The following is an 18,913-nucleotide window of genomic DNA, read 5'->3' as shown; positions in this document are numbered from 1 at the left end:
TACGCAAGCGGAGTACCTCGGGTTGTGGTGCAACACACTTTAGTTGTCGTATGCAAGCAGATTTCCTCCGGGCTGCGGAACAACGGCGGTGGCTGAGGGTTGGAAGAACTATGACCGACGACACAGCGTTGAAGGACTTCATCGCCGCGCGCAGCCACGGCGTCCTGGCCACGATCCGCCGCGACGGGCGGCCCCAGCTCTCCACGATCACGCACCACTACGACGCGGAGGCGGGCACGATCATCGCGTCGGTCACCGAGACCAGGGCGAAGACCAGGAACATGCGGCGCGACCCGCGGGTGACCTACCACGTGGGCAGCGAGGACGGCTGGAGCTACGCGGTCGTGGAGGGACGCGCGGAGCTGACGCCTCCCGCGGCCGCACGGGACGACGCGACGGTGGAGGCGCTCGTCGGCTACTACCGGCGGGCGGCGGGCGAGCACCCCGACTGGGACGAGTACCGCGAGGCCATGGTCACCGACCAGCGGGTCCTGCTGACCATCCACGTCGAGAAGCTGCTCGGCCTGGTCCGCTGACGCCGGTTTGCCCGGGTTGGGCCGCAAGGGTTGGATTCGAAACAAACTTTCCGCAGTGCGGACTCCCCGGGCTTACCATCGAGTCATGGGCCACGAAGCTTTTGTCAGCCGGCTGCGCGACTTGCTCGGCAAGAGCGCAGTGCTCACCGATTCCGACGTCACCGCCTCCTACGCCCGCGACATGATGCCGCTGGCGCCGTCGGGGCGGCCGTTGGCGGTGGTGCTGCCGGCGAACGCCGAGCAGGTGCAGGCCGTCGTCAAGGCGTGCGCCGAGGCCAAGGTGCCGATCGTGCCGCGCGGGGCGGGCAGCGGGCTCTCCGGCGCGGCGAACGCCATCGACGGGTGCGTCACGCTGTCGCTGGTCAAGCTGGACCGGATCGTCGAGATCGACCCGGGCAACCGGCTCGCCGTCGTGCAGCCCGGCGTCGTCAACCTGGACTTCCGCAACGCCGTCGAGAAGCAGGGCCTGTTCTACCCGCCGGACCCGTCCAGCTACGACTGGTGCACGATCGGCGGCAACCTCTCCACCAACGCCGGCGGCCTCTGCTGCGTGAAGTACGGCGTGACCACCGACTCCGTCCTCGGCCTCGAGGTCGTGCTGGCCGACGGCTCGCTGCTCAAGACCGGCCGGCGCACCGTCAAGGGCGTCGCCGGATACGACCTCGCGCGGCTGTTCGTCGGCAGCGAGGGCACGCTCGGGGTCATCACGCAGGCGACCGTCCAGCTCAAGCCGCTGCCGCAGGCGCCGTCGACGCTCGTCGCGGGCTTCAGCACCACCGAGGCGGCCGGAGAGGCCGTCGCCCGTGTCGTCCGCGAAGGGCTGGTGCCGTCGCTGCTGGAGATCATGGACGCGTCGTCGATCAAGGCGGCCGAGGCGTACCTCAAGACCGACCTCGGCGCGGGTTCGGACTGCCGGGCGCTGCTGCTCGGCCAGTCGGACGCCGGTGGCGAGGTCGCCCGCCGCGAGCTGGCGGCGCTGGAGCAGATCTGCGTCGACTGCGGCGCCGACCCCGCCTACACCACCGAGGACGTCGAAGAAGGCCGGATGCTGCTGCAGGTCCGCCGGGTCGTGCTGACCGCGCTGGAGATGTACGGCGTCTGGCTGACCGACGACGTCTGCGTCCCGCGGACGCGGATCGCCGAGCTCATCCGCGGCTGCGAGAAGATCAGCGAAGAGGTCGGCCTGCGGATCGCCGTGGTCGGCCACGCCGGCGACGGCAACATGCACCCCACGATCGTCTACGAGCCCGGCAACGAGGACGAGTTCGCCCGCGCCCGCCGCGCGTTCGACGACATCCTCGAGGTCGCCCTGTCCCTCGGCGGGACGGTGACCGGCGAGCACGGCATCGGCAAGATCAAGCGCGAGTGGCTGGAGCGCGAGATCGGGCCGATCGGCATGCGGGTGCACCGGCAGATCAAGCAGGCCCTCGACCCGGAGAACCTGTTCAACCCGGGCTCGATGTTCTCGATGCCCTGACCTGCGCGCCCTGACCTGCGCGAAGAGAGGTCACCCGCCCGGGCCGGGTTCCGGCGAAGTCGCGTCCGGTTCGCGGCTCGCCCGAGGTCTTGAATGACTCATTCAGGACCTCCGAAGTCCTGAATGAGTCATTCAAGACACCGCGGTTACCGCGGGGGTCCGGCAGTTTCGGGCGCCCCGGTACTCGGCGCTCAGTCCTTGATGCGCGGGATCCGCTGCGTGACCTCGGGGTCGGTCTCCGCCACGGCCTTCTTCTCGCGGCGGGACTTGAGGTACTCGAGCCCGATCGGGACCACCGACACGAGCACGATCAGCACGAAGATCGCGTCCACGTTTTTCGCGATGAACGAGATGTTCCCCAGCAGCGAACCCAGGATCGTGATGCCCGCGGCCCACAGGACACCGCCGATCACCGTGTACGTGAAGTAGCGCTTCGGGTCCATGCGGCCGATGCCCGCGATCCACGTGATGAACGTCCGGACGAACGGCACGAACCGGGCCAGGACGACCGCCTTCGGGCCGTGCTTCTCCAGGAACTCGTGCGTCTTGTCGACGTACTCGCGCTTGAAGAACTTCGAGTCCGGGCGGTTGAACAGCTTGGGCCCGGCGAAGTAGCCGACGTAGTAGCCGACGACGTTGCCGAGCAGCGCCGCGACCGTCACCAGCACGCAGACCAGCCACAACGGCGCGTCGAGGGTGCCGTTCGCGATGAACAGGCCCGCCGTGAAGAGCAGGGAATCGCCGGGCAGCACCGGGAAGATGCTGCTCTCGATGAAGATGATCAGGCACAGCACCGCGATGACCGGCGCCGTCAGGCCGCTCAGCAGGTGCTGCGGGTCCAGCCATGACGGCAGGAGCGACATCGTGTTGACCGTGCTCTGGGCGAGAATCACCCCAAAAACGGTACAGGGTCACCCTGAGTCGTGACTGAGACCCGTCAGACCAGCGTCAGCAGGCCGACCACGGACCCCGCGGCGAGCCCCAGCAGCACGGCCAGCAGCAAGATCCAGTACGCGGGCAGCTGCGCCGACGCGCGCGGAGGAGGAGGCAGCGGCGGCGGCGGGGCGAACGTCGTGGGCGCCTCGGACGCGGCGTCGAGCGCCGCCCGCTCGCGCTCCAGTGAGTCCGCGCCCGCGCCCGAGAGCAGGCCGTACGCCGACGGCAGCTCGTTGATCGCGTTGGTCGGGACGGCGTCGGTGCTCGGCTCGGCGTCGCGAACAGGAGCCGGTGGCGACGACGGCGGTGGCGACACCTGCGGGGCGAAGACCGCCTGCGCGCGAAGGGCGTCCGCCAGCAACTGCTCGGGGTCCTTCGGCTCGCTCATCTCCGCCCGTCCGGTCGTCGTGACTATGTGCTCAAGGTAGCCGTTCCGACCTCGGCGACCCATTCACCCCGGCGCAGCACCTTCGCGGGCCGCAGGTCCTGGTCGAGGACCACGATGTCGGCCGCGTAGCCGGAGCACAGCATCCCCGTGTGGCCGGCGATGCCGAGTAGCTCCGCGGGCCGCTGCGACGTCGCGTGCACCGCGTCGAGAATGCCGAGTTTCGCACCCCGGACCAGATTGCGGAAGGCGGTGTCCATCGTCAGGGTGCTGCCGGCCAGGGAGCCGTTGTCGGCGAGCGTGGCGACGCCGTCGTGCACGTCGACCTCGAGCCGGCCCAGCGTGTAGCGGCCGTCGGCCGCGTCGGTGGCCGACATCGCGTCGGTGATCAGCACCGTCCGGTCGCGGCCCGCGTGCTTCGCGGCCAGCCGCACCACGGTCGGGTGCAGGTGCACCAGGTCGCAGATGAGCTCGATGGTGATGCGCTCGTCGTCCAGCAGCGCCCCGATCGGGCCGGGCTCGCGGTGGTGCAGCGGCCGCATGCCGTTGAACAGATGGGTCGCGACGGTCGCGCCCGCGTCGATGGCGGGCAGGAGCTGCTCTTCGACGCCGTCGGTGTGCCCGATGGCGGCGATGACGCCGGACTCGGCCAGCTGCCGGACGGCCTTCACGCCGCCGTGCAGCTCGGGGGCGATGGTGACCATCCGGATCGCGCCCTGGCCCGCGCGCAGGAGCTTCTCGACCGTGCCGGTGTCCGGCTCGAGCAGCGTCTCCGGGTCGTGCGCCCCGCACCGGGCCTTCGAGATGAACGGCCCTTCCAGGTGGATGCCCGCGACCTCGCCGTCCTGGACGAGCTCACGCAGCGCGGCGACCTGCTCACGCAGGATGTCGACCGGGTCGGAGACCAGGCTGGCGAGCATGGTCGTGGTGCCGTGACGGCGGTGCGCTCGCACCGCCGTCAGGAGTTCCCCGGGATCGAGGGAGGTGAACGAAGCACCTCCCCCGCCGTGGCAGTGGGTGTCGATGAACCCGGGGACGACCAGCGCCCCTCCGACGTCCACGTGCTCGCCGGACGGCGGGGTCCCGGAACCCACGCCGGCGATCCGCCCGTCGGTGACGGCTACCCAGCCGTCGTCGAGTACACGGTCCGGGGTGGCCACCCGGCCGCCCATGATCACGAAATCTCCGGCGCCTCTCACGCGCCCCAGCATATATTGGTCTGGACCAAGCATGGTGATACGACTCAGTGATCGGAGTGGTCCACCCGGGTCACTGTGGCGCCTGCATGGCCTTCTGGAGTGCCTCGAGCGCCCGGCTGGCGGTCGATTTAACGGTACCCTTGGAGATACCGGCGGCCTCAGAGATTTCGGCCTCGCTCAGCCCACCGTAGTAACGCAGCACCAGCACTTCGCGCTGGCGAGGCGGCAGCTTGGACAGCGCGCTGACCACTGCCTGGTGCTCGCTGGAGAGCATCGCGAGGCTCTCGGCGGACCGCGCGTTCACCGCGTGCGGCGGCACGTACTCCCGCGCCGTCTTGCGGCGGCGCAGCACGCTGCGCGACCCGTTGACCACCGCGGTGCGCAGGTAGCCGACCGCGGCCGCGGCGTCCCGGAGCCTGCCCCAGTTGCGGTGCAGGCCGGTGAAGGCCTCCTGGACGACGTCTTCCGCCGTCGCGGGCTCGTCGACCAGCAGGATCGCCAGCCGGACCAGCCGCATCCGGTGCTGGCGGTAGAGGTCTTCGAGGGTCAGTGGCGCCGGCGTCTGTGCCGGGGCCGGACCGTCCATGACCCGCAGCTGGCCGAGGGTTGCCTCGACGCTGCGTTCAGCATTGCCCTCGAGCATGAACCCCTGCCTGTTCTCGACCCCGGCTTGCACGGTGTGCCGCGTCAGCAGGTTCACGGTATTCACAGCGCTCACACAGGTACTGACGCATGCCCAGCCTATCCGGTTCACCTGCCCCCGCCACAGATCGGATGCCGGACGCACCTGTGACGCGGGTAGCGTCGGGTCCGTCCGCCCCGCGCACGACCCCGGAGATCCACATGGCCTGGTTCCTCGTCGAAATCACCTACGTCCAGGAGAAGCTGCAGGAGGTGCGGCCCCGCCACCGCGAATTCCTGGTCAAGCTGGCCGAGGAGGGCCGCGTCGCGGTCGCCGGCCCGCTGGGCGACGGCACCGGCGGCATCACGCTCTACCAGGCTGACGACGAGGCGCACCTGAAGGAGACGATCGACCGGGACCCGTACTTCCTGGAAGGGGTCGTCGCCGAGCGGACCGTCCGCGAGTTCAAGCCGGTGATCGGCGCGTGGCTGCCTCAGGAGCCGTGACCCGCCCGGTCAGCTCGTAGTCGGCCGGGTTCACCTTGCGCGTCTGGAGCCAGTAGCGCCAGGTGAACCCGGGCCAGATCGTCCGGTTCACGCCCTGCGCGTCGAGGTACCAGCTCTTGCAGCCACCCTGCGTCCAGACGCCCTTGACCAGCTTGTCCTGGATCTCGCGCTGGAACTCGTCCTGCACGCCCGGCCGGACGTCGAGCGCGGCGGCACCGCGCGAATCGGCGAGCTTGATGGCGTCGGCGACGTACCGCGCCTGCGACTCGATCATGAACACGACGGAGTTGTGGCCGAGCGCGGTGTTCGGGCCGAGCAGGAAGAACAGGTTCGGGTAGCCGGACACGGTGATGCCGTGGTGCGTCCGCATGCCCTCGGCCGCCCACTCCTTGGCGAGGCTGCGGCCGTCGACGCCGGTGATGTCGAGGTACTCCAGCGCGTCGGTCACCTTGAATCCGGTGCCGTAGACGATCGCGTCGACCTCGTGCTCCACGCCCGCGGAGTCGACGATCGAATGCGCCCTGACCTCCTTGATCCCGGACGTGTTCACCTCGACGTTCGGCCGGTTCAGCGCCGGGTAGTAGTCGTTGGAGATCAGGACGCGCTTGCAGCCCATCGTGTAGTCCGGCGTGACCTTCTTGCGCAGCGCGGGATCCTCGATGCCCTTGGCGATGTTCCGCTTCGCGATCAGCTCGCCGGCCTTCATGATCGCCGGGTGGCCGTTGAAGCCGATGGCGCGCGCCTCCAGGAACCAGTACAGCGCGTTGCGGTAGGCGCGCTGGGTGCCCGGGACGCGCTTGAACAGCGTCTGCGCCCACGAAGGCATGGCGTGGTCGGGCTTCGGCATGATCCACGGCGGCGTGCGCTGGAACAACGTCAGCTCGGCGACGTCGGGGGCGATCTTCGGCACGAACTGGACGGCGCTGGCACCCGTGCCGACCACGGCGACCCGCTTGCCGCGCAGGTCGTACTCGTGGTTCCACCGCGCGGAGTGCCAGGTCTGGCCTTGGAAGTCCGCGATGCCGGGCAGCTCGGGGAGCTGCGGGATGTGCAGGCCGCCGACGCCGGAGACGAGGAACTGCGCGACGAACTCGCGGCCGTCCCTGGTCGTTGCCGTCCAGCGGCGCTCCCGCTCGTCCCAGTGGGCGCCGGTCAGCTCGACGCCGAAGCGGATCTTCTCGCGCAGCCGGTACTTGTCCGCGACTTCCTTGAGGTAGCCGAAAATCTCCGGCTGCGGTGAGAACGACCGCGACCAGTCCGGGTTCTGCTCGTACGAGAACGAGTACATGTGCGACTGCACGTCGCACGCGCACCCGGGGTAGGAGTTGTCGCGCCAGGTGCCGCCCACCTCGTCGGCCTTCTCCAGGATCACGTAGTCCCGGATGCCGGCCTTCTCGAGCTGGATCGCCTGGCCGAGCCCGGAAAACCCGGTGCCCACGATCACGACCTTGAACCGCTCGGTCATCTGTCGGCCTCCGCTGTTTCGAGGATGCTGCCCGGATGACGTTACCTCAAGTAACAGTTACTTGAAAGTACTCCCTACTGGTTGGTACGTCCCGTCACCCGGGCCGTGGTGGCGGCCCGCCCGCCGTAGCCGGTGACCGCCGACTCGAACGCGCCGCGCGCCTCGATGTCGGCCAGCGCGGCCTTGTCCGCCGAAGGTACCCGGCTGCGCGAGCCGATCTCGATGATCGGCGGCAGGAACGCGCGGAGCAGCTTGAGGCCGCCGACCCAGCGCGGCACGTGAATGGTCCGGGCGCGCTTGAGGATGCCCGCTTCGAGGTCGTCCAGAGCGACGTCCAGCGGGTAGGTCTTGCCGAGCAGGCCGGGCATCGACGCGCGGAGCTTGCCGAACACCGGGTGCGCGTCGGCGCTCTCGACGAGGTCGGTGCGGATCCACGTCGGGTGCGCGACGCCGACCTTGACGCCCAGGTGGGCGACTTCGGCGCGGAGGCTGTTCGAAAACGCTTCCACGCCGGCCTTGGCGGCGGCGTAGTTCGCCATGCCCGGCGCGTGCGTGATCGCGGCCAGGCTCGAGATGGCCAGCAGGTAGCCCTTGCGCTCGATGACGTGCGGGAGCGTGACGCGGAACGTGCGCCAGACACCGAGCAGGTCGACCTCGATGACCTTCTCGAACGCGGCCCGGTCGACCGAGCGGACGAAGCCCGCGGTCGCGATGCCGGCGTTCGCGATGACGACGTCGATCCCGCCGAAGTGCTCGACGACGCTCGCTGTCGCTTTTTCCAGAGCGTCCCAGCTCGTGACGTCGGCCTCCCAGGCGCGGGCGTTCGGCCCGATCCGGTCGGCGACCTTCTGCTGCTCTTCGGCTTCGAGGCCGACCAGCGCGACCTTCGCGCCGCGGGCGGCGAGCCGCTCGGCCAGCCCGGCGCCGATGCCGCGCGCCGCACCGGTGATCAGCACGACCTTGCCGTCGACCTTCTTGGTGCCGCTCAGCAGCGAAAACGGGTTGGCCACGGTGCCTCCTAGACGTCGCTTGGAGGCACCGTACCTCAACTTACCCGCAGTAAGCTACCCGTGAGTATGTTCAGCTTGCGGCGTCGCTCAGGGCGGTGACCTCGGCGTTCGAGAGGTCGAGGCGCACCGACGCGATCAAGTCGGTGAGCTGCTCCGGCGTCCGGGCGCTGGCGATCGGCGCGGCGACCGTCGGCTGGACGCGCAGCCACGCGAGCGACACTGTGGCGACCGAGACGCCGTGCGCCCGCGCCACTTCGTCGAGTGCCGCGAGCACACGCTCGCCCCGGCCGTCCAAATAGGACGCGGCGCGGGCGGCGCGCGGGCTGTCGCCGGTCTCGTCCTTCGTGCGGTACTTGCCGGTGAGGAATCCCAGCGCGAGGGCGAAGTACGGCAGTGTGGCCAGGCCTTCGCGCTCGACGAGCGGGGCGAGGTCGCGCTCGTAGTCCCGTTCGACGAGGTTGTAGTGCGGCTGCAGGACGGCGTATCGCGCCAGCCCGTTCCGGTCCGAAATGGACAGTGCTTCGGCAAGCCGTCCGGCGGTGTAGTTGGAGGCGCCCAGGTAGCGGACCTTGCCCGCGCGGACCAGCGCGTCGAACGCTTCGAGGGTCTCTTCGAGCGGGGTGTCCGGGTCGTCGCGGTGGGCGTAGTAGAGGTCGATGTGGTCGGTCTTCAGGCGGCGCAGGGAATCCTCCGCGGCCGCCTGGATGTTCTTCGCGGACAGGCCCGGCCTGTCGTCCCACAACCCGACCTTGGTCGCGACGATGACGTCGTCGCGGTTGTGTCGCGCGGTCAGCCAGTTGCCCAGGATCTCCTCCGAGCCCCCGCCGCCGCCGTAGAGGTCGGCGGAGTCCACGAAATTGCCGCCCGCGGCGGTGTAGGCGTCCAGCACGGCGAAGGACTGCGGCTCGTCCGCCGTCCAGCCGAAGACGTTGCCGCCGAGGTTGAGTCCGTACACGTCGAGGTCGGTGGTGCCCAGCTTGGTCATGCGTTCGACGCTAGCCCGTTCCAGCGGTTTTCCACAGAATGGGACGCCGGGACGAAAATCGGTTTCTCGTGCGTTGGAGTGTTCCATGGCAATCGAACTCGGCAAGCTCGGTATCTGGCGGCACTACTCGGGCGTCGACGCGAACTTCGCGGCGGAGGCGGAGAAGCTCGGCTACGGCGCGATCTGGCTGGGGGCGTCCCCGGGCGGCGACCTCGCTTACGTCGACGACCTGCTCGCGGCGACCGACCACCTGGTCATCGCGACCGGCATCGTGAACATCTGGCAGGACGAACCGGCTTCGATCGCGAAGGCGTACGAGCGGATCGCGGGGAAGTACCCGGACCGTTTCCTGCTCGGCGTCGGCGCGGGGCACCGCGAAGCGACCAAGGAGTACAAGAAGCCGTACGAGGCGTTGGTCGACTACCTCGACGGCCTCGACAAGGCGGGCGTGCCGGTCTCCGGGCGGGCGTTGGCCGCGCTCGGGCCGAAGGTCGTCAAGCTGGCCGGTGACCGGACCGCGGGTGCGCACCCATACCTGGCGACGCCGGAGCACACTCGCGGCACCCGGGAGATCCTCGGCTCGGGCAAGCTGCTGGCGCCGGAGCACAAGGTCGTCCTCGGGACCGACGCCGAGGAGGCCAGGGCGATCGGCCGCGCGACGGTGAAGTACTACCTGGGGCTGTCGAACTACGTCGCCAACCTGCGGAAACTCGGCTTCACGGACGAGGACCTCGAAGGCGAGGGCAGCGACCGCCTGGTCGACGCGCTGGCCCTCCACGGCGACGCGGCGACGATCGCCACCGGCCTGCGGGCGCACCTCGAGGCGGGCGCGGACCAGGTCATCGTGCAGGTGCTGAACGAAGACCCGTGGCCCGCATACAGCGCGCTGGCCTCCGAGCTGCTGTGATCCCGATCCGGCCGCCGGTGCATCCGGCGGCCGGGCGGACCCTCTTCTGAACCGATTCCACGTGCGCGGAAGTTTCTGTGCGGGGACCGGTGTGCGGTGGCGGAGGACCTCGTACGATGCGGTCGGGACCACCCTGTGTCAAGGAGGAGTCAACGATGCCCATCGCCACCCCCGAGGTCTACGCGGAGATGCTCGACCGGGCCAAGGCGAACGAGTTCGCCTACCCGGCCATCAACGTGACCTCGTCCGAGACCGTGAACGCCGCCATTCGCGGCTTCGCCGAGGCGGAGAGCGACGGCATCATCCAGTTCTCCACCGGCGGCGCGGAGTTCGCGTCGGGCCAGAAGGTCAAGGACATGGTGACCGGCGCGGCCGCGCTGGCGGAGTTCGCGCAGGTCGTGGCGGCGAAGTACGGCGTGAACGTCGCGCTGCACACGGACCACTGCCCGAAGGACAAGCTGGACGGCTTCGTCCGCCCGCTGATCGAGATCTCGGCCGAGCGCGTGAAGAACGGCCAGAACCCGCTGTTCCAGTCCCACATGTGGGACGGCTCGGCGATCGACCTCGACGAGAACCTCGAGATCGCCCAGGAGCTGCTCGCCAAGACGGCGGCCGCGAAGATCATCCTCGAGGTCGAGATCGGCGTCGTCGGCGGCGAAGAGGACGGCGTCGAGGCGGAGATCAACGAGAAGCTGTACACGGCCGAAGGCGACTTCCTGAAGACGATCGACGCGCTGGGCTCGGGCGACCGCGGTCGTTACCTGCTGGCGGCGACGTTCGGCAACGTCCACGGCGTGTACAAGCCGGGCAACGTGAAGCTGCGCCCGGACGTGCTGAAGGGCGGCCAGGAGGCGGCGTCGAAGAAGCTCGGCCTGGACGCGGGCTCGAAGCCGTTCGAGCTGGTCTTCCACGGCGGCTCGGGCTCGCTGCCGGAGGAGATCCGCGAGGCGGTGTCGTACGGCGTGGTGAAGATGAACGTCGACACGGACACGCAGTACGCGTTCACGCGCCCGATCGTCGACCACTTCTTCAAGAACTACGACGGAGTGCTGAAGATCGACGGCGAGGTCGGCAACAAGAAGGTCTACGACCCGCGCTCGTACCTGAAGGCCGCGGAGGCCGGCATGGCTCAGCGTGTGGTCGAGGCCTGCCAGGCGCTCGGCTCGGCGGGGACGAAGCTCAAGTAGTCACGCGCGAAGGGGCCGCCACGGAAGTTTCGTGGCGGCCCCTTCGTCGTGTTCAGACGTTGTCCGCCTCGGGTAATCGCCTGCGCCGGGCCGGCAGTCGCAACTCGGCGATCTCCACGGCGTCCATGATGTCGTCGAGTTCGTCGCGAAGCTCGACTTCGTCGATGATCTTCATCGAACGAGTATGGGCTACGTCGTGACCCGCCTCGAGGACCATCGGCGCAAAGCCGGACCGGCCGCTGCCCACAGCACGAACACTCCCGCCAGCACCACCGCCGCCGTCCAGTAGGCCGCCGGTGGGGCTGACTCCGTGTGCGCGTCGCCCAGCACCCAGGGCCGGAACTGTGACTGCAGCCAGAACGCGCCGTACCCGAACGCCGTCACCAGCAGGGCTCCGACGCCCGCCGTCAGAATGCCGTGGCCGCGGCCGATCGTGAACGCCAGGTCCACCGCGAGGCCGACGAAAAGCAGGTAGAACGGCACCGTCGACACCGGGAAGCCCAGCCCCAGCAGCAGCGGCCACATCACCGAGCGGTACGCGACGTACGCCAGCGCCACCGCGGAAGCCGACCAGCGGAAACCCAGGGTCCGGCGGGCCAGGGCCAGGATCAACGCCATCACGCCGATGCCCCACAGCGGGTACACCCACTCCGGGATCGGCATCGTGAAGTGCAGGACCGCCGTCCGGTCGACCGGGTGGCCGATCTGGTTGGCCGCGAAGTCCAGCAGCGTCTGCTCGGCCTCCGGCTTCCCGCGCTCCCACGCACGCAGGCCGAGGATGCCGTACTCCTGCTGGCCGTTCGGGAAGAACGTGTTCTCCAGGAAGAACGCCCACAGCGCCAGCAGCACGCCGGTGCGGAACCGGCCGGGCGGGGCGAACTTCAGCCAGCCCAGCAGCACGCCGGCCTGCATGATGCCCGTGCCCAGGTAGAGCATCAGGTGCGACGGGCTCCACGCGGTCAGGTCGAGCCCGTTGACGCGGTGGTTGATCACGTCGAGCGGCGCCGCGACCAGGAACGTCAGCAGGCCGATCTGCATCAGCCGCAGCGACCGCTTGTCGCAGCCCAGGCCCGTGTAGCTGTGGATCGCCACCAGCACCACGATGATCACCGTGCCCACGGTGTTGATCAGGTGCGGAGGTGCCAGGTCGTCGCGCAGCCACCGGAAGTGCCACGACATGTCCCACGACGAGCCGACCAGCTTGAACGCGAACGCCGTCAGCCACATCCCGTAGCAGAACCGCAGCACCCAGTCCGGCGTCGGCTGCCCGGGGGCGCCGCGGTGCCAGTGCCGCGTGAAGAACAGCCGTGTCTTGCCGATCGGGCTGCGCGGGATCACGTCCGCCGGGACGTCGACTGCCTTGGCCATGCGAGACATCATGGCCGGTCATGGTCACGAGTGGGCCAAGACCGTGGCAAAGGACGCGAAAATCGGGGTTCCCCCGACCTTCTTCCCCACCACCGCCCTCAACGGAGGCGCTTCGCGCCAGGGTTCACCCGTAGGGGTGGACGACTTGCTTTCCGCGGCCACGGGTTGGCATGGTGTGCGGCCATGATGCCGAAACGAGTTGTCGCGGGCGTGCTGGTCGCCGCGCTGGTGCTGGCCGGTGCCGGGGTGCTCGGGAGCCTGTTCTTCTGAGGGCACAATCTTCTAGAGGCACAATGGGCGGCATGACGCACAACCTGCTCGGCCCCGGGCCGACGCTGCTGCCCGAGCACACCACCGCCCAGGCCGCGCTCGACGCCGGGAACGACCCGGCCGCCGTCGCCGCCGAACACCCCGACTACAGCGAAGCGTGGGCTTCGCTGGCCGAGAAGGCCCTGGACGCGGGCGAGACCGTCGCCGCGTACGCGTATGCCCGCACCGGTTACCACCGGGGTCTCGACCAGCTGCGCCGCGCGGGCTGGAAGGGCTTCGGCCCGGTGCCGTGGTCGCACCGCCCCAACCAGGGGTTCCTGCGCGCTCTCGCCGTGCTCGGCAAGTCCGCCGGGAAGATCGGCGAGACCGAGGAGTACGAGCGCTGCCGGACCTTCCTCGCCGACTCCGACCCCGCCGCTTCCGAGGCCACCGGCCTGAAGTGACCCCAAGTCCGTGAATGGCACATTGAGGGACTCTAAGTCCCTCAATGTGCCATTCACGGCTTTCGGCAGGGTCAGAACCAGCCGCAGTTGACCGGTGCGGGGAGGCCGGCGAAGCGGCCCTCGAGCCAGGCGAACGCCTCGGGGAACGCCCGTACCGCGCCGAGCACGTGCGTCGGGATCAGCGTCGTGCTGAACTGCACCTTCACGCCCTTGCCGCACCACGTCCGGCCCAGGTCGCGGTCCTGCGCGTAGGGCACGATGTCGTCGAGCGCGCTGTGGACGATCAGCACCGGCACCGCCGGCTTCAGCGACCCGATCTTCTGCTCGGCCACCCGCGACCGGTACGGCTCGTCACCGAGGTACGAGGTCAGCGAGCGGCCGTCGTTGGTCAGCGTCGACGACTGCGTGAACGCGTGCGCGGCGATCGCCTCGACCGTGCACTCGGTCCGGACCTGCTCGAACAGCTGCTTGCCGCGCGTGTTGAGCAGCGCCGGGATGTTCAGCTCCGGGTACGCGTAGTTCATGCTCACCAGCGCGAAGCCGAGGAAGCCGACCGCGTAGTGGCCGTCGAGGTTCTTGGCCACCTCGGCGAGGTCCGCCGGCACCGCGCCGGCGTAGGCGCCCTTGAGGTTCAGTTCGGGCGCGTAGCTCGGCTGGAGTTCGGCCGCCGCGGCTGACGCGCCGCCGCCCTGGGAGTAGCCCGCGATCGCGACCGGGCCGTCGGCCGGGAGCCCCCCCTCCGGCAGCCGCTGTGCCGCGCGGATCGCGTCGAGCACCGCGTGCGCCTCCGCCGCGCGGTTGACGTACGTGTGGTCGCCCGGCGTGCCGAGCCCTTCGTAGTCGGTGACGACGACGCCGTAGCCCCGCGTCAGCAGCCCGGCGATGAACGGCCCTTCGTACTCGAAGCCCGCGGCAAGCGCTTTCGACGGCGCGCAGTCGTCGCCCTCGCCCTGGGTGCCGACGGCGTAGGAGACGATCGGGCGCGCGCCGGTGCCGTGCCACGCCGACCGCGGGGTCAGCACCGTGCCGGTGACGGCGATCGGCGAGCCGTGCGTGTCGGTGCTGCGGTACATGATCCGCTGCACGTTCGCGTCGGCCTTGATCAGCTGGATCGGATCGACGTAGAACGTCGACGCCTCGTGCCGGATGAGGTCGCCGTTGGCGCCGGCGGGGAGGGGGGACGGCGGATCGTAGAAGGACGCGGCCGAAGCCGATGGCGGGCCGAGCGTCGCCAGTACCAGAACGGAAACCGTGGCGACGGCCGCGGGCAGGGCGCGGCGGAGGAAGATACGCATGCTTGCTCCTCGTTGAGCAGGGCGGGTGCGCGGGGAACACCTTTTTGGACAGAGGTGTCGGAAAAAGAATCACGTGAGGTGGAGCACTATGTCAAGCCCGGCCCCGCGCGGGCGGCCGCGCAAGCTGCCGGTCGGGGAGCAGCGCGCCCGGGTACTGCACGCGACGGCGAGGGTCGTCGCGCAGCACGGGATGCAGGGCGCGACGATCGAGCAGATCGCGCGCGAAGCCGGCGTCTCGCGCCAGGCCGTCTACGAGCAGTTCGGCGACCGCGCGACCCTGTTCGCCGAGGTCGTGGCCGCTACCGAGGAAAGCGCCTTCGCCGCCATCGCGGGGCCGTCGGTGGCCGACACACAGCCCGGCCTGCGGGCCTGGGCGCGCGCCAACTACGCCAACATGGTCACCTTCGTCGCCGCCCACCCCGAGGGCTACGGCGTGCTCCGAGCGGCCGAGCGCGCGGGCGACCCCGCTCTCACCCGGTTGAGGGAGAGGCTGGCCGTCGTCTACGCCGAGGCCAGCCGCAAGCGGTGGGCCGCGCACGGCATCGACTCCGGCCGCGCGGACCGAGCGCTCGTCACGCTCTTCTTCGCGATGACCGAGTCACTGGTCCAGGCCACCTGGGACGGCGAGCCGCCGGACCAGGATGCCCTGATCGACCTGCTCACCGAGTTCACCGTCGGCGGGGTCGCCCGCCTCCAGACGAAGGCGAGCGACGTCATCGACCGGCTGCGGTGAGGCCGCTAAGCCGCGGCCAAGGCCACCGCGGCGGACCCCACCACCCGGTTGCGGCCGCCGTGTTTGGCCGCGTACACGGCCGCGTCGGCGGACGCCATCACTTCCTCGATCGACGCCCCGTCGAGTGGATAGGCGGCGACGCCGATGGACGCTGTCTGGCGCTGGATGTCGACGGCGGCGCCTTCGTTCGTCTTGGTGCTGATGATCAGCTCGCTGATCCGTTGCCGGACCCGCTCCGCCGTGACGATCGCGTCCTCTTTGGACGTCGCGGGCAGCAGGGCGACGAACTCCTCGCCGCCGAACCGGCCGACCAGGTCGTGCGCCCGGGTCTCCTGCTTGACCACGGCGGCGACCGCCTTGAGCACGTCGTCCCCCGCGAGGTGCCCGTAGGTGTCGTTGATCCGCTTGAAGTGATCGAGGTCGATCATCAGGGCGCCGAAGCTGCCGTTCTCGCGCTGGGCGCGCGAGATCTCGCGCTGCGCGCCGTCCTGCCAGGTGGTGGCGTTGAGCAGCTGGGTCTTCTGGTCGGTGGTGGCGAGCTCCTCGAGCCGCTTGATCAGCACCGACCGCTGCAGCACGTACAGCGGCAGGATGACCAGCACCGACAGCAGCGGCTCGGTGGTCAGGACCATGACGAGCAGGCCGCCGACGCACAGGGTGGCCAGCTCCAGCAGGTTGTCGTCCATGTTGCCGAGGCAGCCTTCGACGGTCGCCTTCTCCGGGGCGGCCAGGTACAGGCCGAGGCCGGTGAGCGCGGTGTTGGCGGTGAAGAACGCGGTGGCGGCGAGCGCGACGGCCACCATCCCGTGCCCGCTGAAGTAGTCCGCGACGAGACCGGCGGCGAAGCCGGACAGGATCATCGTGGTCGCGTTGGCCGCCACGCGGTGAGCTTCACCCGGACGGGTGCCAGACCAGCTACGGAACGCGAGGTAGACGTAGAGCACCGTGCCCAGGACGGCCACCAGCTGCGGCGGCACCAGCAACCCGGCGGGCAGCAGCCAGACCGACGTCATGTTGATGTGCGGGCCGTTGCTCAGGATCCGGCGCTGGCGTTCGATCCGCCTGCTGACCTCGGTCTGGGTCACCGCCAGGGCCGTGAGCAGCGCGAACGTCCCCAAGTTCGCGAGCGTGACCGGGATCGAGAGCGTCGTGGCCACGGTCCAGGCCAGCATGACGGCGATCGCGGTGAGCGTGACGGCGACCCAGGCTCGTGGCCGGGTCCACAGTGCCCAGTCCGCAACCCCAAAAACCGAGCCTTGTCCAGACCGTTCCCCCGATGTGACCATTTTTCCCCCAGACCCTTGCGCAGCTGACCGGTGACAATCTACTCACGGACAGTTTCAGATCGTTTGCGTGCTGTCCACAAGGGCTTTCGGTGTGTACTTTTTGGTTGACACCGGAACGAGAGGTGGCCAGCGATGCGCGGCAAAGATCAGTGACCGCACAGCGCACCGCAAGGTCGCGCAGGGTCGGGCGCACGCGCGGAGCATGTCAAGCATGTTCGGCGCGTGCGGCTTCTTCGTCATCGGATCGTTGGGACTCGCTCGACAGGGTCCTGGCCCACAGCGTGGCCAGCGGCAGGGTGAGCAGGATCCCGGCGACGCCGAAGATCCCCACCGTCCCGTGTGGCGTGAGCTGATCCGCGAGCACGCCCCCGATCAGCGGGCTGATGCCCATCATCGTGGTGAGCCCGGTGTTGGACAGGCCCATCACCTGCGCGCGCTGCTCGTCGGGCACGGCCAGGGTCAGTGACGCGGTCGCCTGCAGCAGGCAGATCGTGCCGAAGCCGCCCGACACGATGAAGAGCACGATCGACGAGACCGGGCCGGGGTTCAGGAAGCACAGCACCAGCGGGACCGCGCACAGCGCCGACAGCGGGCCGATCAGCTTCGGCCGCAGCCGCGCGGGCACCCAGCGCGTGTAGGCGAAGGTCGCGATGACGCTGCCGATCGGGTCGGCCGCGAGCAGCAGGCCGATCGCTTCGGGGCCGCCGCCCGACGCCGAGACGTACGGCGCGGCGATGCCTTCGTAGACCGGCAGGAACCCCATCAGCCAGGTGAACAGCACCAGTGTCCGCAACGACGAGCTCGCGAACGCCGTCCGGCCACCGCCGCCGAGCGTCGCGAAGAAGGACTTCCGCTGTTCGCCGCTCGCCGCGGCCGGCCGCTCGCGGACGCCGAACCGGACGAAGAGGGCCGACAGCACGAAAGTGGCGGCGTCGACGACCAGCGCCACGTGCGGGTCGAGGGCGATCAGCAGCGCGCCGCCGCCGGCGAAGCCGAGCAGCTGGGCGCTCTGCACGGTCATGCTCCGGATGCCCATCCCGACGACGAACCGGTCGCCTTCGAGCACCTGCGGCAGCAGTGCCAGCTGGGACGCCTTGAACGGCGGGTTGACCAGGGAGACCCCGCCGACCAGCACGCACATCAGCCAGAACGGGATGCCGGGCAGGGCGACCAGCAGGATCAGCGCGGCCCGCAGCAGGTCGACGAGCACCATCACGCTGCGGCGGGGGAAGCGATCGGCGAAGCCGGTCAGGAAGATGCCGCCCAGCAGTGAAGGGGCGTAGGTCAGGGCGTACGTCAGGCCGGTCAGGGCCGCGGACTTGGTCCCGGTGAACACGAGGATGGACAGCGCGACCCTGGCCAGCTGGTCGCCGGCGATCGACAGCAGTTCCCCGAACCAGAGCGCCCGGAACTCGGCGACTCCGAACACCTCGCGGAACGTGACCCGGTCCGGCGGTGCTGCCATGCGTTTCTCCCGAACTGTTAAGCAGACCGCGACTCTCCCATGACCGGCGGTGACAAGACGACCAGTCGGTCATGAGTCAGTTACGGTACGTGAGTCCCCCGATCAGTGTCCCGTGACGGTTGGTAAATATCTAGGTTCTTTCGCTGGTATCCAAAGTGTCACGAAACTTTCCCGAACGGGTCAGACGATAGCCCGCAGTGTCTGGTCGGTCGCTCAGGAGTCACGAATCGATCATTCCGTACCACGTGGTCCCGGGACCAGGGGCAAAAGTAGCCACCTCGCCCTCGCGAGGTGGCTACCTGGGGAAGGGATCAGCGGGTGCCGCGCGCGCGTTCGATCACCTCGATCGACGCGCGGACCTGCTCGAACGTGGGCGGGGCCGCCCGGTTGAACACGACGGTCAGGGACCGGCGCGGGATGACCACGAACTCGACGTCGACCCCGACCGCCTCCGCGGCGGCCTCGACGACGTCCCGCCAGTGCTTCGGGTCGATCCCGTCCGGATCGGCCCACTCGTGGGCGAAGATCGCCCAGTTGCCCTGGAGCAGGGTGCCGACCACGTCCTGCGCGGTGTGGACGCGGTGCGGCGAACCGATCTCATCGGCCACGTCTTCGCGGCGGCGGCGCGAGATCCCCGGCTTCGCCCCGGAGCCGGGGGCGTCGCCACCCGCACCTTCCGGGGAAAGCCGGTGGGAAGGCCCGGGCGCCTGGGTGGACGAGGGACAAATCCGCTCCTTTCGCCGGTGTGCCCGGGGAATTCGGAGCCGGTGGCCGGGACGTATTGGTGACGCGCGGAGGTTGGGCCGTCCGGACGCCGTGAACGACTCGTTCATGGCGT

Annotated in this window: 20 protein-coding genes; 7 read left to right on the top strand and 13 right to left on the bottom strand. The window is 69.5% G+C overall.

Features of this window, described 5'->3' with window-relative positions; genetic code table 11:
* Positions 1-110: 110 nt before the first annotated feature.
* Both A3CE_RS0122225 and A3CE_RS0122220 read left to right on the top strand, forming a co-directional pair.
* Positions 111-536, top strand: coding sequence for a PPOX class F420-dependent oxidoreductase (locus A3CE_RS0122225; RefSeq protein WP_020642317.1), 426 nt, complete (start codon positions 111-113; stop codon positions 534-536).
* Positions 537-621: 85 nt separating this feature from the next.
* Positions 622-2,013: an FAD-binding oxidoreductase gene (locus A3CE_RS0122220; RefSeq protein WP_020642316.1), complete on the top strand. Its 1,392-nt coding sequence runs from the start codon at positions 622-624 to the stop codon at positions 2,011-2,013.
* 191 nt (positions 2,014-2,204) lie between these two features.
* On the opposite strand, the gene A3CE_RS0122215 is transcribed toward A3CE_RS0122220, so the two are convergent.
* The 4 genes from A3CE_RS0122215 to A3CE_RS0122200 form a co-directional block, all read right to left on the bottom strand.
* On the bottom strand, positions 2,205-2,906 hold the full coding sequence (locus tag A3CE_RS0122215) for a DedA family protein (RefSeq protein WP_020642315.1): 702 nt from the start codon (positions 2,904-2,906) through the stop codon (positions 2,205-2,207).
* Between the two features lie 44 nt (positions 2,907-2,950).
* Positions 2,951-3,337 carry a hypothetical protein gene (locus A3CE_RS0122210; protein ID WP_020642314.1) on the bottom strand — a complete coding sequence of 129 codons (387 nt, stop codon included), beginning with the start codon at positions 3,335-3,337 and terminating at the stop codon, positions 2,951-2,953.
* Positions 3,338-3,360: 23 nt separating this feature from the next.
* Complete coding sequence (nagA, locus tag A3CE_RS0122205) at positions 3,361-4,512, bottom strand: N-acetylglucosamine-6-phosphate deacetylase (protein ID WP_020642313.1); 1,152 nt, start codon at positions 4,510-4,512, stop codon at positions 3,361-3,363.
* A 91-nt stretch (positions 4,513-4,603) separates the two neighbouring features.
* Positions 4,604-5,176: an RNA polymerase sigma factor gene (locus A3CE_RS0122200; protein ID WP_043792503.1), complete on the bottom strand. Its 573-nt coding sequence runs from the start codon at positions 5,174-5,176 to the stop codon at positions 4,604-4,606.
* A gap of 200 nt (positions 5,177-5,376) precedes the next feature.
* On the opposite strand from A3CE_RS0122200, the gene A3CE_RS0122195 reads away from it, so the two are divergent.
* The gene (locus A3CE_RS0122195; protein ID WP_020642311.1) at positions 5,377-5,661 is read left to right on the top strand and encodes a YciI family protein; all 285 of its coding nucleotides are present in this window, start codon (positions 5,377-5,379) and stop codon (positions 5,659-5,661) included.
* Here A3CE_RS0122195 and A3CE_RS51480 read toward each other — a convergent pair.
* From A3CE_RS51480 to A3CE_RS0122180, 3 genes are all read right to left on the bottom strand, one after another.
* Positions 5,621-7,126 carry a flavin-containing monooxygenase gene (locus tag A3CE_RS51480; RefSeq protein ID WP_020642310.1) on the bottom strand — a complete coding sequence of 502 codons (1,506 nt, stop codon included), beginning with the start codon at positions 7,124-7,126 and terminating at the stop codon, positions 5,621-5,623. The two genes, A3CE_RS0122195 and A3CE_RS51480, sit on opposite strands and share 41 nt — an antisense overlap.
* A gap of 74 nt (positions 7,127-7,200) precedes the next feature.
* Positions 7,201-8,136 carry an SDR family oxidoreductase gene (locus tag A3CE_RS0122185; protein ID WP_020642309.1) on the bottom strand — a complete coding sequence of 312 codons (936 nt, stop codon included), beginning with the start codon at positions 8,134-8,136 and terminating at the stop codon, positions 7,201-7,203.
* Positions 8,137-8,206: 70 nt separating this feature from the next.
* Entirely contained in the window at positions 8,207-9,121 is a 915-nt protein-coding gene (locus A3CE_RS0122180; RefSeq protein ID WP_020642308.1) for an aldo/keto reductase, read from the bottom strand.
* Between the two features lie 85 nt (positions 9,122-9,206).
* Between A3CE_RS0122180 and A3CE_RS0122175 the strand changes: the two genes are divergently transcribed.
* Together A3CE_RS0122175 and fbaA are read left to right on the top strand one after the other, a co-directional pair.
* Entirely contained in the window at positions 9,207-10,028 is an 822-nt protein-coding gene (locus A3CE_RS0122175) for an LLM class F420-dependent oxidoreductase (protein WP_020642307.1), read from the top strand.
* A gap of 155 nt (positions 10,029-10,183) precedes the next feature.
* Positions 10,184-11,215, top strand: a complete 1,032-nt coding sequence (gene fbaA, locus A3CE_RS0122170) for a class II fructose-bisphosphate aldolase (RefSeq protein WP_020642306.1) — start codon at positions 10,184-10,186, stop codon at positions 11,213-11,215.
* A 52-nt stretch (positions 11,216-11,267) separates the two neighbouring features.
* Here the strand turns inward: fbaA and A3CE_RS59325 are convergent, their stop codons facing one another.
* The gene (locus A3CE_RS59325) at positions 11,268-11,390 is read right to left on the bottom strand and encodes a hypothetical protein (RefSeq protein WP_020642305.1); all 123 of its coding nucleotides are present in this window, start codon (positions 11,388-11,390) and stop codon (positions 11,268-11,270) included.
* A gap of 14 nt (positions 11,391-11,404) precedes the next feature.
* Complete coding sequence (locus A3CE_RS0122160; RefSeq protein WP_020642304.1) at positions 11,405-12,583, bottom strand: hypothetical protein; 1,179 nt, start codon at positions 12,581-12,583, stop codon at positions 11,405-11,407.
* A gap of 302 nt (positions 12,584-12,885) precedes the next feature.
* On the opposite strand from A3CE_RS0122160, the gene A3CE_RS0122150 reads away from it, so the two are divergent.
* Entirely contained in the window at positions 12,886-13,296 is a 411-nt protein-coding gene (locus A3CE_RS0122150) for a DUF3151 domain-containing protein (RefSeq protein WP_026468739.1), read from the top strand.
* Positions 13,297-13,367: 71 nt separating this feature from the next.
* Here A3CE_RS0122150 and A3CE_RS0122145 read toward each other — a convergent pair whose 3' ends face one another.
* The gene (locus A3CE_RS0122145) at positions 13,368-14,591 is read right to left on the bottom strand and encodes a lipase family protein (RefSeq protein ID WP_020642302.1); all 1,224 of its coding nucleotides are present in this window, start codon (positions 14,589-14,591) and stop codon (positions 13,368-13,370) included.
* An 88-nt stretch (positions 14,592-14,679) separates the two neighbouring features.
* Here A3CE_RS0122145 and A3CE_RS0122140 point away from each other — a divergent pair, with 88 nt between their 5' ends.
* On the top strand, positions 14,680-15,324 hold the full coding sequence (locus tag A3CE_RS0122140; protein ID WP_020642301.1) for a TetR/AcrR family transcriptional regulator: 645 nt from the start codon (positions 14,680-14,682) through the stop codon (positions 15,322-15,324).
* A 5-nt stretch (positions 15,325-15,329) separates the two neighbouring features.
* Here A3CE_RS0122140 and A3CE_RS0122135 read toward each other — a convergent pair whose 3' ends face one another.
* The 3 genes from A3CE_RS0122135 to A3CE_RS0122125 form a co-directional block, all read right to left on the bottom strand.
* Positions 15,330-16,496, bottom strand: a complete 1,167-nt coding sequence (locus A3CE_RS0122135; RefSeq protein WP_020642300.1) for a sensor domain-containing diguanylate cyclase — start codon at positions 16,494-16,496, stop codon at positions 15,330-15,332.
* A 319-nt stretch (positions 16,497-16,815) separates the two neighbouring features.
* Positions 16,816-18,075, bottom strand: coding sequence for an MFS transporter (locus tag A3CE_RS0122130; protein WP_020642299.1), 1,260 nt, complete (start codon positions 18,073-18,075; stop codon positions 16,816-16,818).
* Between the two features lie 311 nt (positions 18,076-18,386).
* On the bottom strand, positions 18,387-18,683 hold the full coding sequence (locus tag A3CE_RS0122125; RefSeq protein ID WP_020642298.1) for a hypothetical protein: 297 nt from the start codon (positions 18,681-18,683) through the stop codon (positions 18,387-18,389).
* Positions 18,684-18,913 lie beyond the last annotated feature (230 nt).

The sequence above is a fragment of the Amycolatopsis balhimycina FH 1894 genome, assembly GCF_000384295.1.
GTDB lineage: Bacteria > Actinomycetota > Actinomycetes > Mycobacteriales > Pseudonocardiaceae > Amycolatopsis > Amycolatopsis balhimycina.
The sequence above is the reverse complement of the archived record's forward strand: the minus strand, read 5'-3'. Positions and strand labels throughout refer to the sequence as shown.

Excerpts from the sequence above, each read along its gene's own strand:
- A3CE_RS0122220 (WP_020642316.1), top strand. The coding sequence starts at position 622 with ATGGGCCACGAAGCTTTTGTCAGCCGGCTGCGCGACTTGCTCGGCAAG.
- A3CE_RS0122195 (WP_020642311.1), top strand. The coding sequence starts at position 5,377 with ATGGCCTGGTTCCTCGTCGAAATCACCTACGTCCAGGAGAAGCTGCAG.
- A3CE_RS0122175 (WP_020642307.1), top strand. The coding sequence starts at position 9,207 with ATGGCAATCGAACTCGGCAAGCTCGGTATCTGGCGGCACTACTCGGGC.
- A3CE_RS0122225 (WP_020642317.1), top strand. The coding sequence starts at position 111 with ATGACCGACGACACAGCGTTGAAGGACTTCATCGCCGCGCGCAGCCAC.
- A3CE_RS0122160 (WP_020642304.1), bottom strand. The coding sequence starts at position 12,583 with ATGGCCAAGGCAGTCGACGTCCCGGCGGACGTGATCCCGCGCAGCCCG.
- A3CE_RS0122210 (WP_020642314.1), bottom strand. The coding sequence starts at position 3,337 with ATGAGCGAGCCGAAGGACCCCGAGCAGTTGCTGGCGGACGCCCTTCGC.
- A3CE_RS0122130 (WP_020642299.1), bottom strand. The coding sequence starts at position 18,075 with ATGGCAGCACCGCCGGACCGGGTCACGTTCCGCGAGGTGTTCGGAGTC.
- A3CE_RS0122145 (WP_020642302.1), bottom strand. The coding sequence starts at position 14,591 with ATGCGTATCTTCCTCCGCCGCGCCCTGCCCGCGGCCGTCGCCACGGTT.
- A3CE_RS0122140 (WP_020642301.1), top strand. The coding sequence starts at position 14,680 with ATGTCAAGCCCGGCCCCGCGCGGGCGGCCGCGCAAGCTGCCGGTCGGG.
- A3CE_RS59325 (WP_020642305.1), bottom strand. The coding sequence starts at position 11,390 with ATGAAGATCATCGACGAAGTCGAGCTTCGCGACGAACTCGACGACATC.
- A3CE_RS0122135 (WP_020642300.1), bottom strand. The coding sequence starts at position 16,496 with ATGCTGGCCTGGACCGTGGCCACGACGCTCTCGATCCCGGTCACGCTC.
- A3CE_RS51480 (WP_020642310.1), bottom strand. The coding sequence starts at position 7,126 with ATGACCGAGCGGTTCAAGGTCGTGATCGTGGGCACCGGGTTTTCCGGG.
- A3CE_RS0122200 (WP_043792503.1), bottom strand. The coding sequence starts at position 5,176 with ATGCTCGAGGGCAATGCTGAACGCAGCGTCGAGGCAACCCTCGGCCAG.
- A3CE_RS0122180 (WP_020642308.1), bottom strand. The coding sequence starts at position 9,121 with ATGACCAAGCTGGGCACCACCGACCTCGACGTGTACGGACTCAACCTC.
- fbaA (WP_020642306.1), top strand. The coding sequence starts at position 10,184 with ATGCCCATCGCCACCCCCGAGGTCTACGCGGAGATGCTCGACCGGGCC.
- A3CE_RS0122150 (WP_026468739.1), top strand. The coding sequence starts at position 12,886 with ATGACGCACAACCTGCTCGGCCCCGGGCCGACGCTGCTGCCCGAGCAC.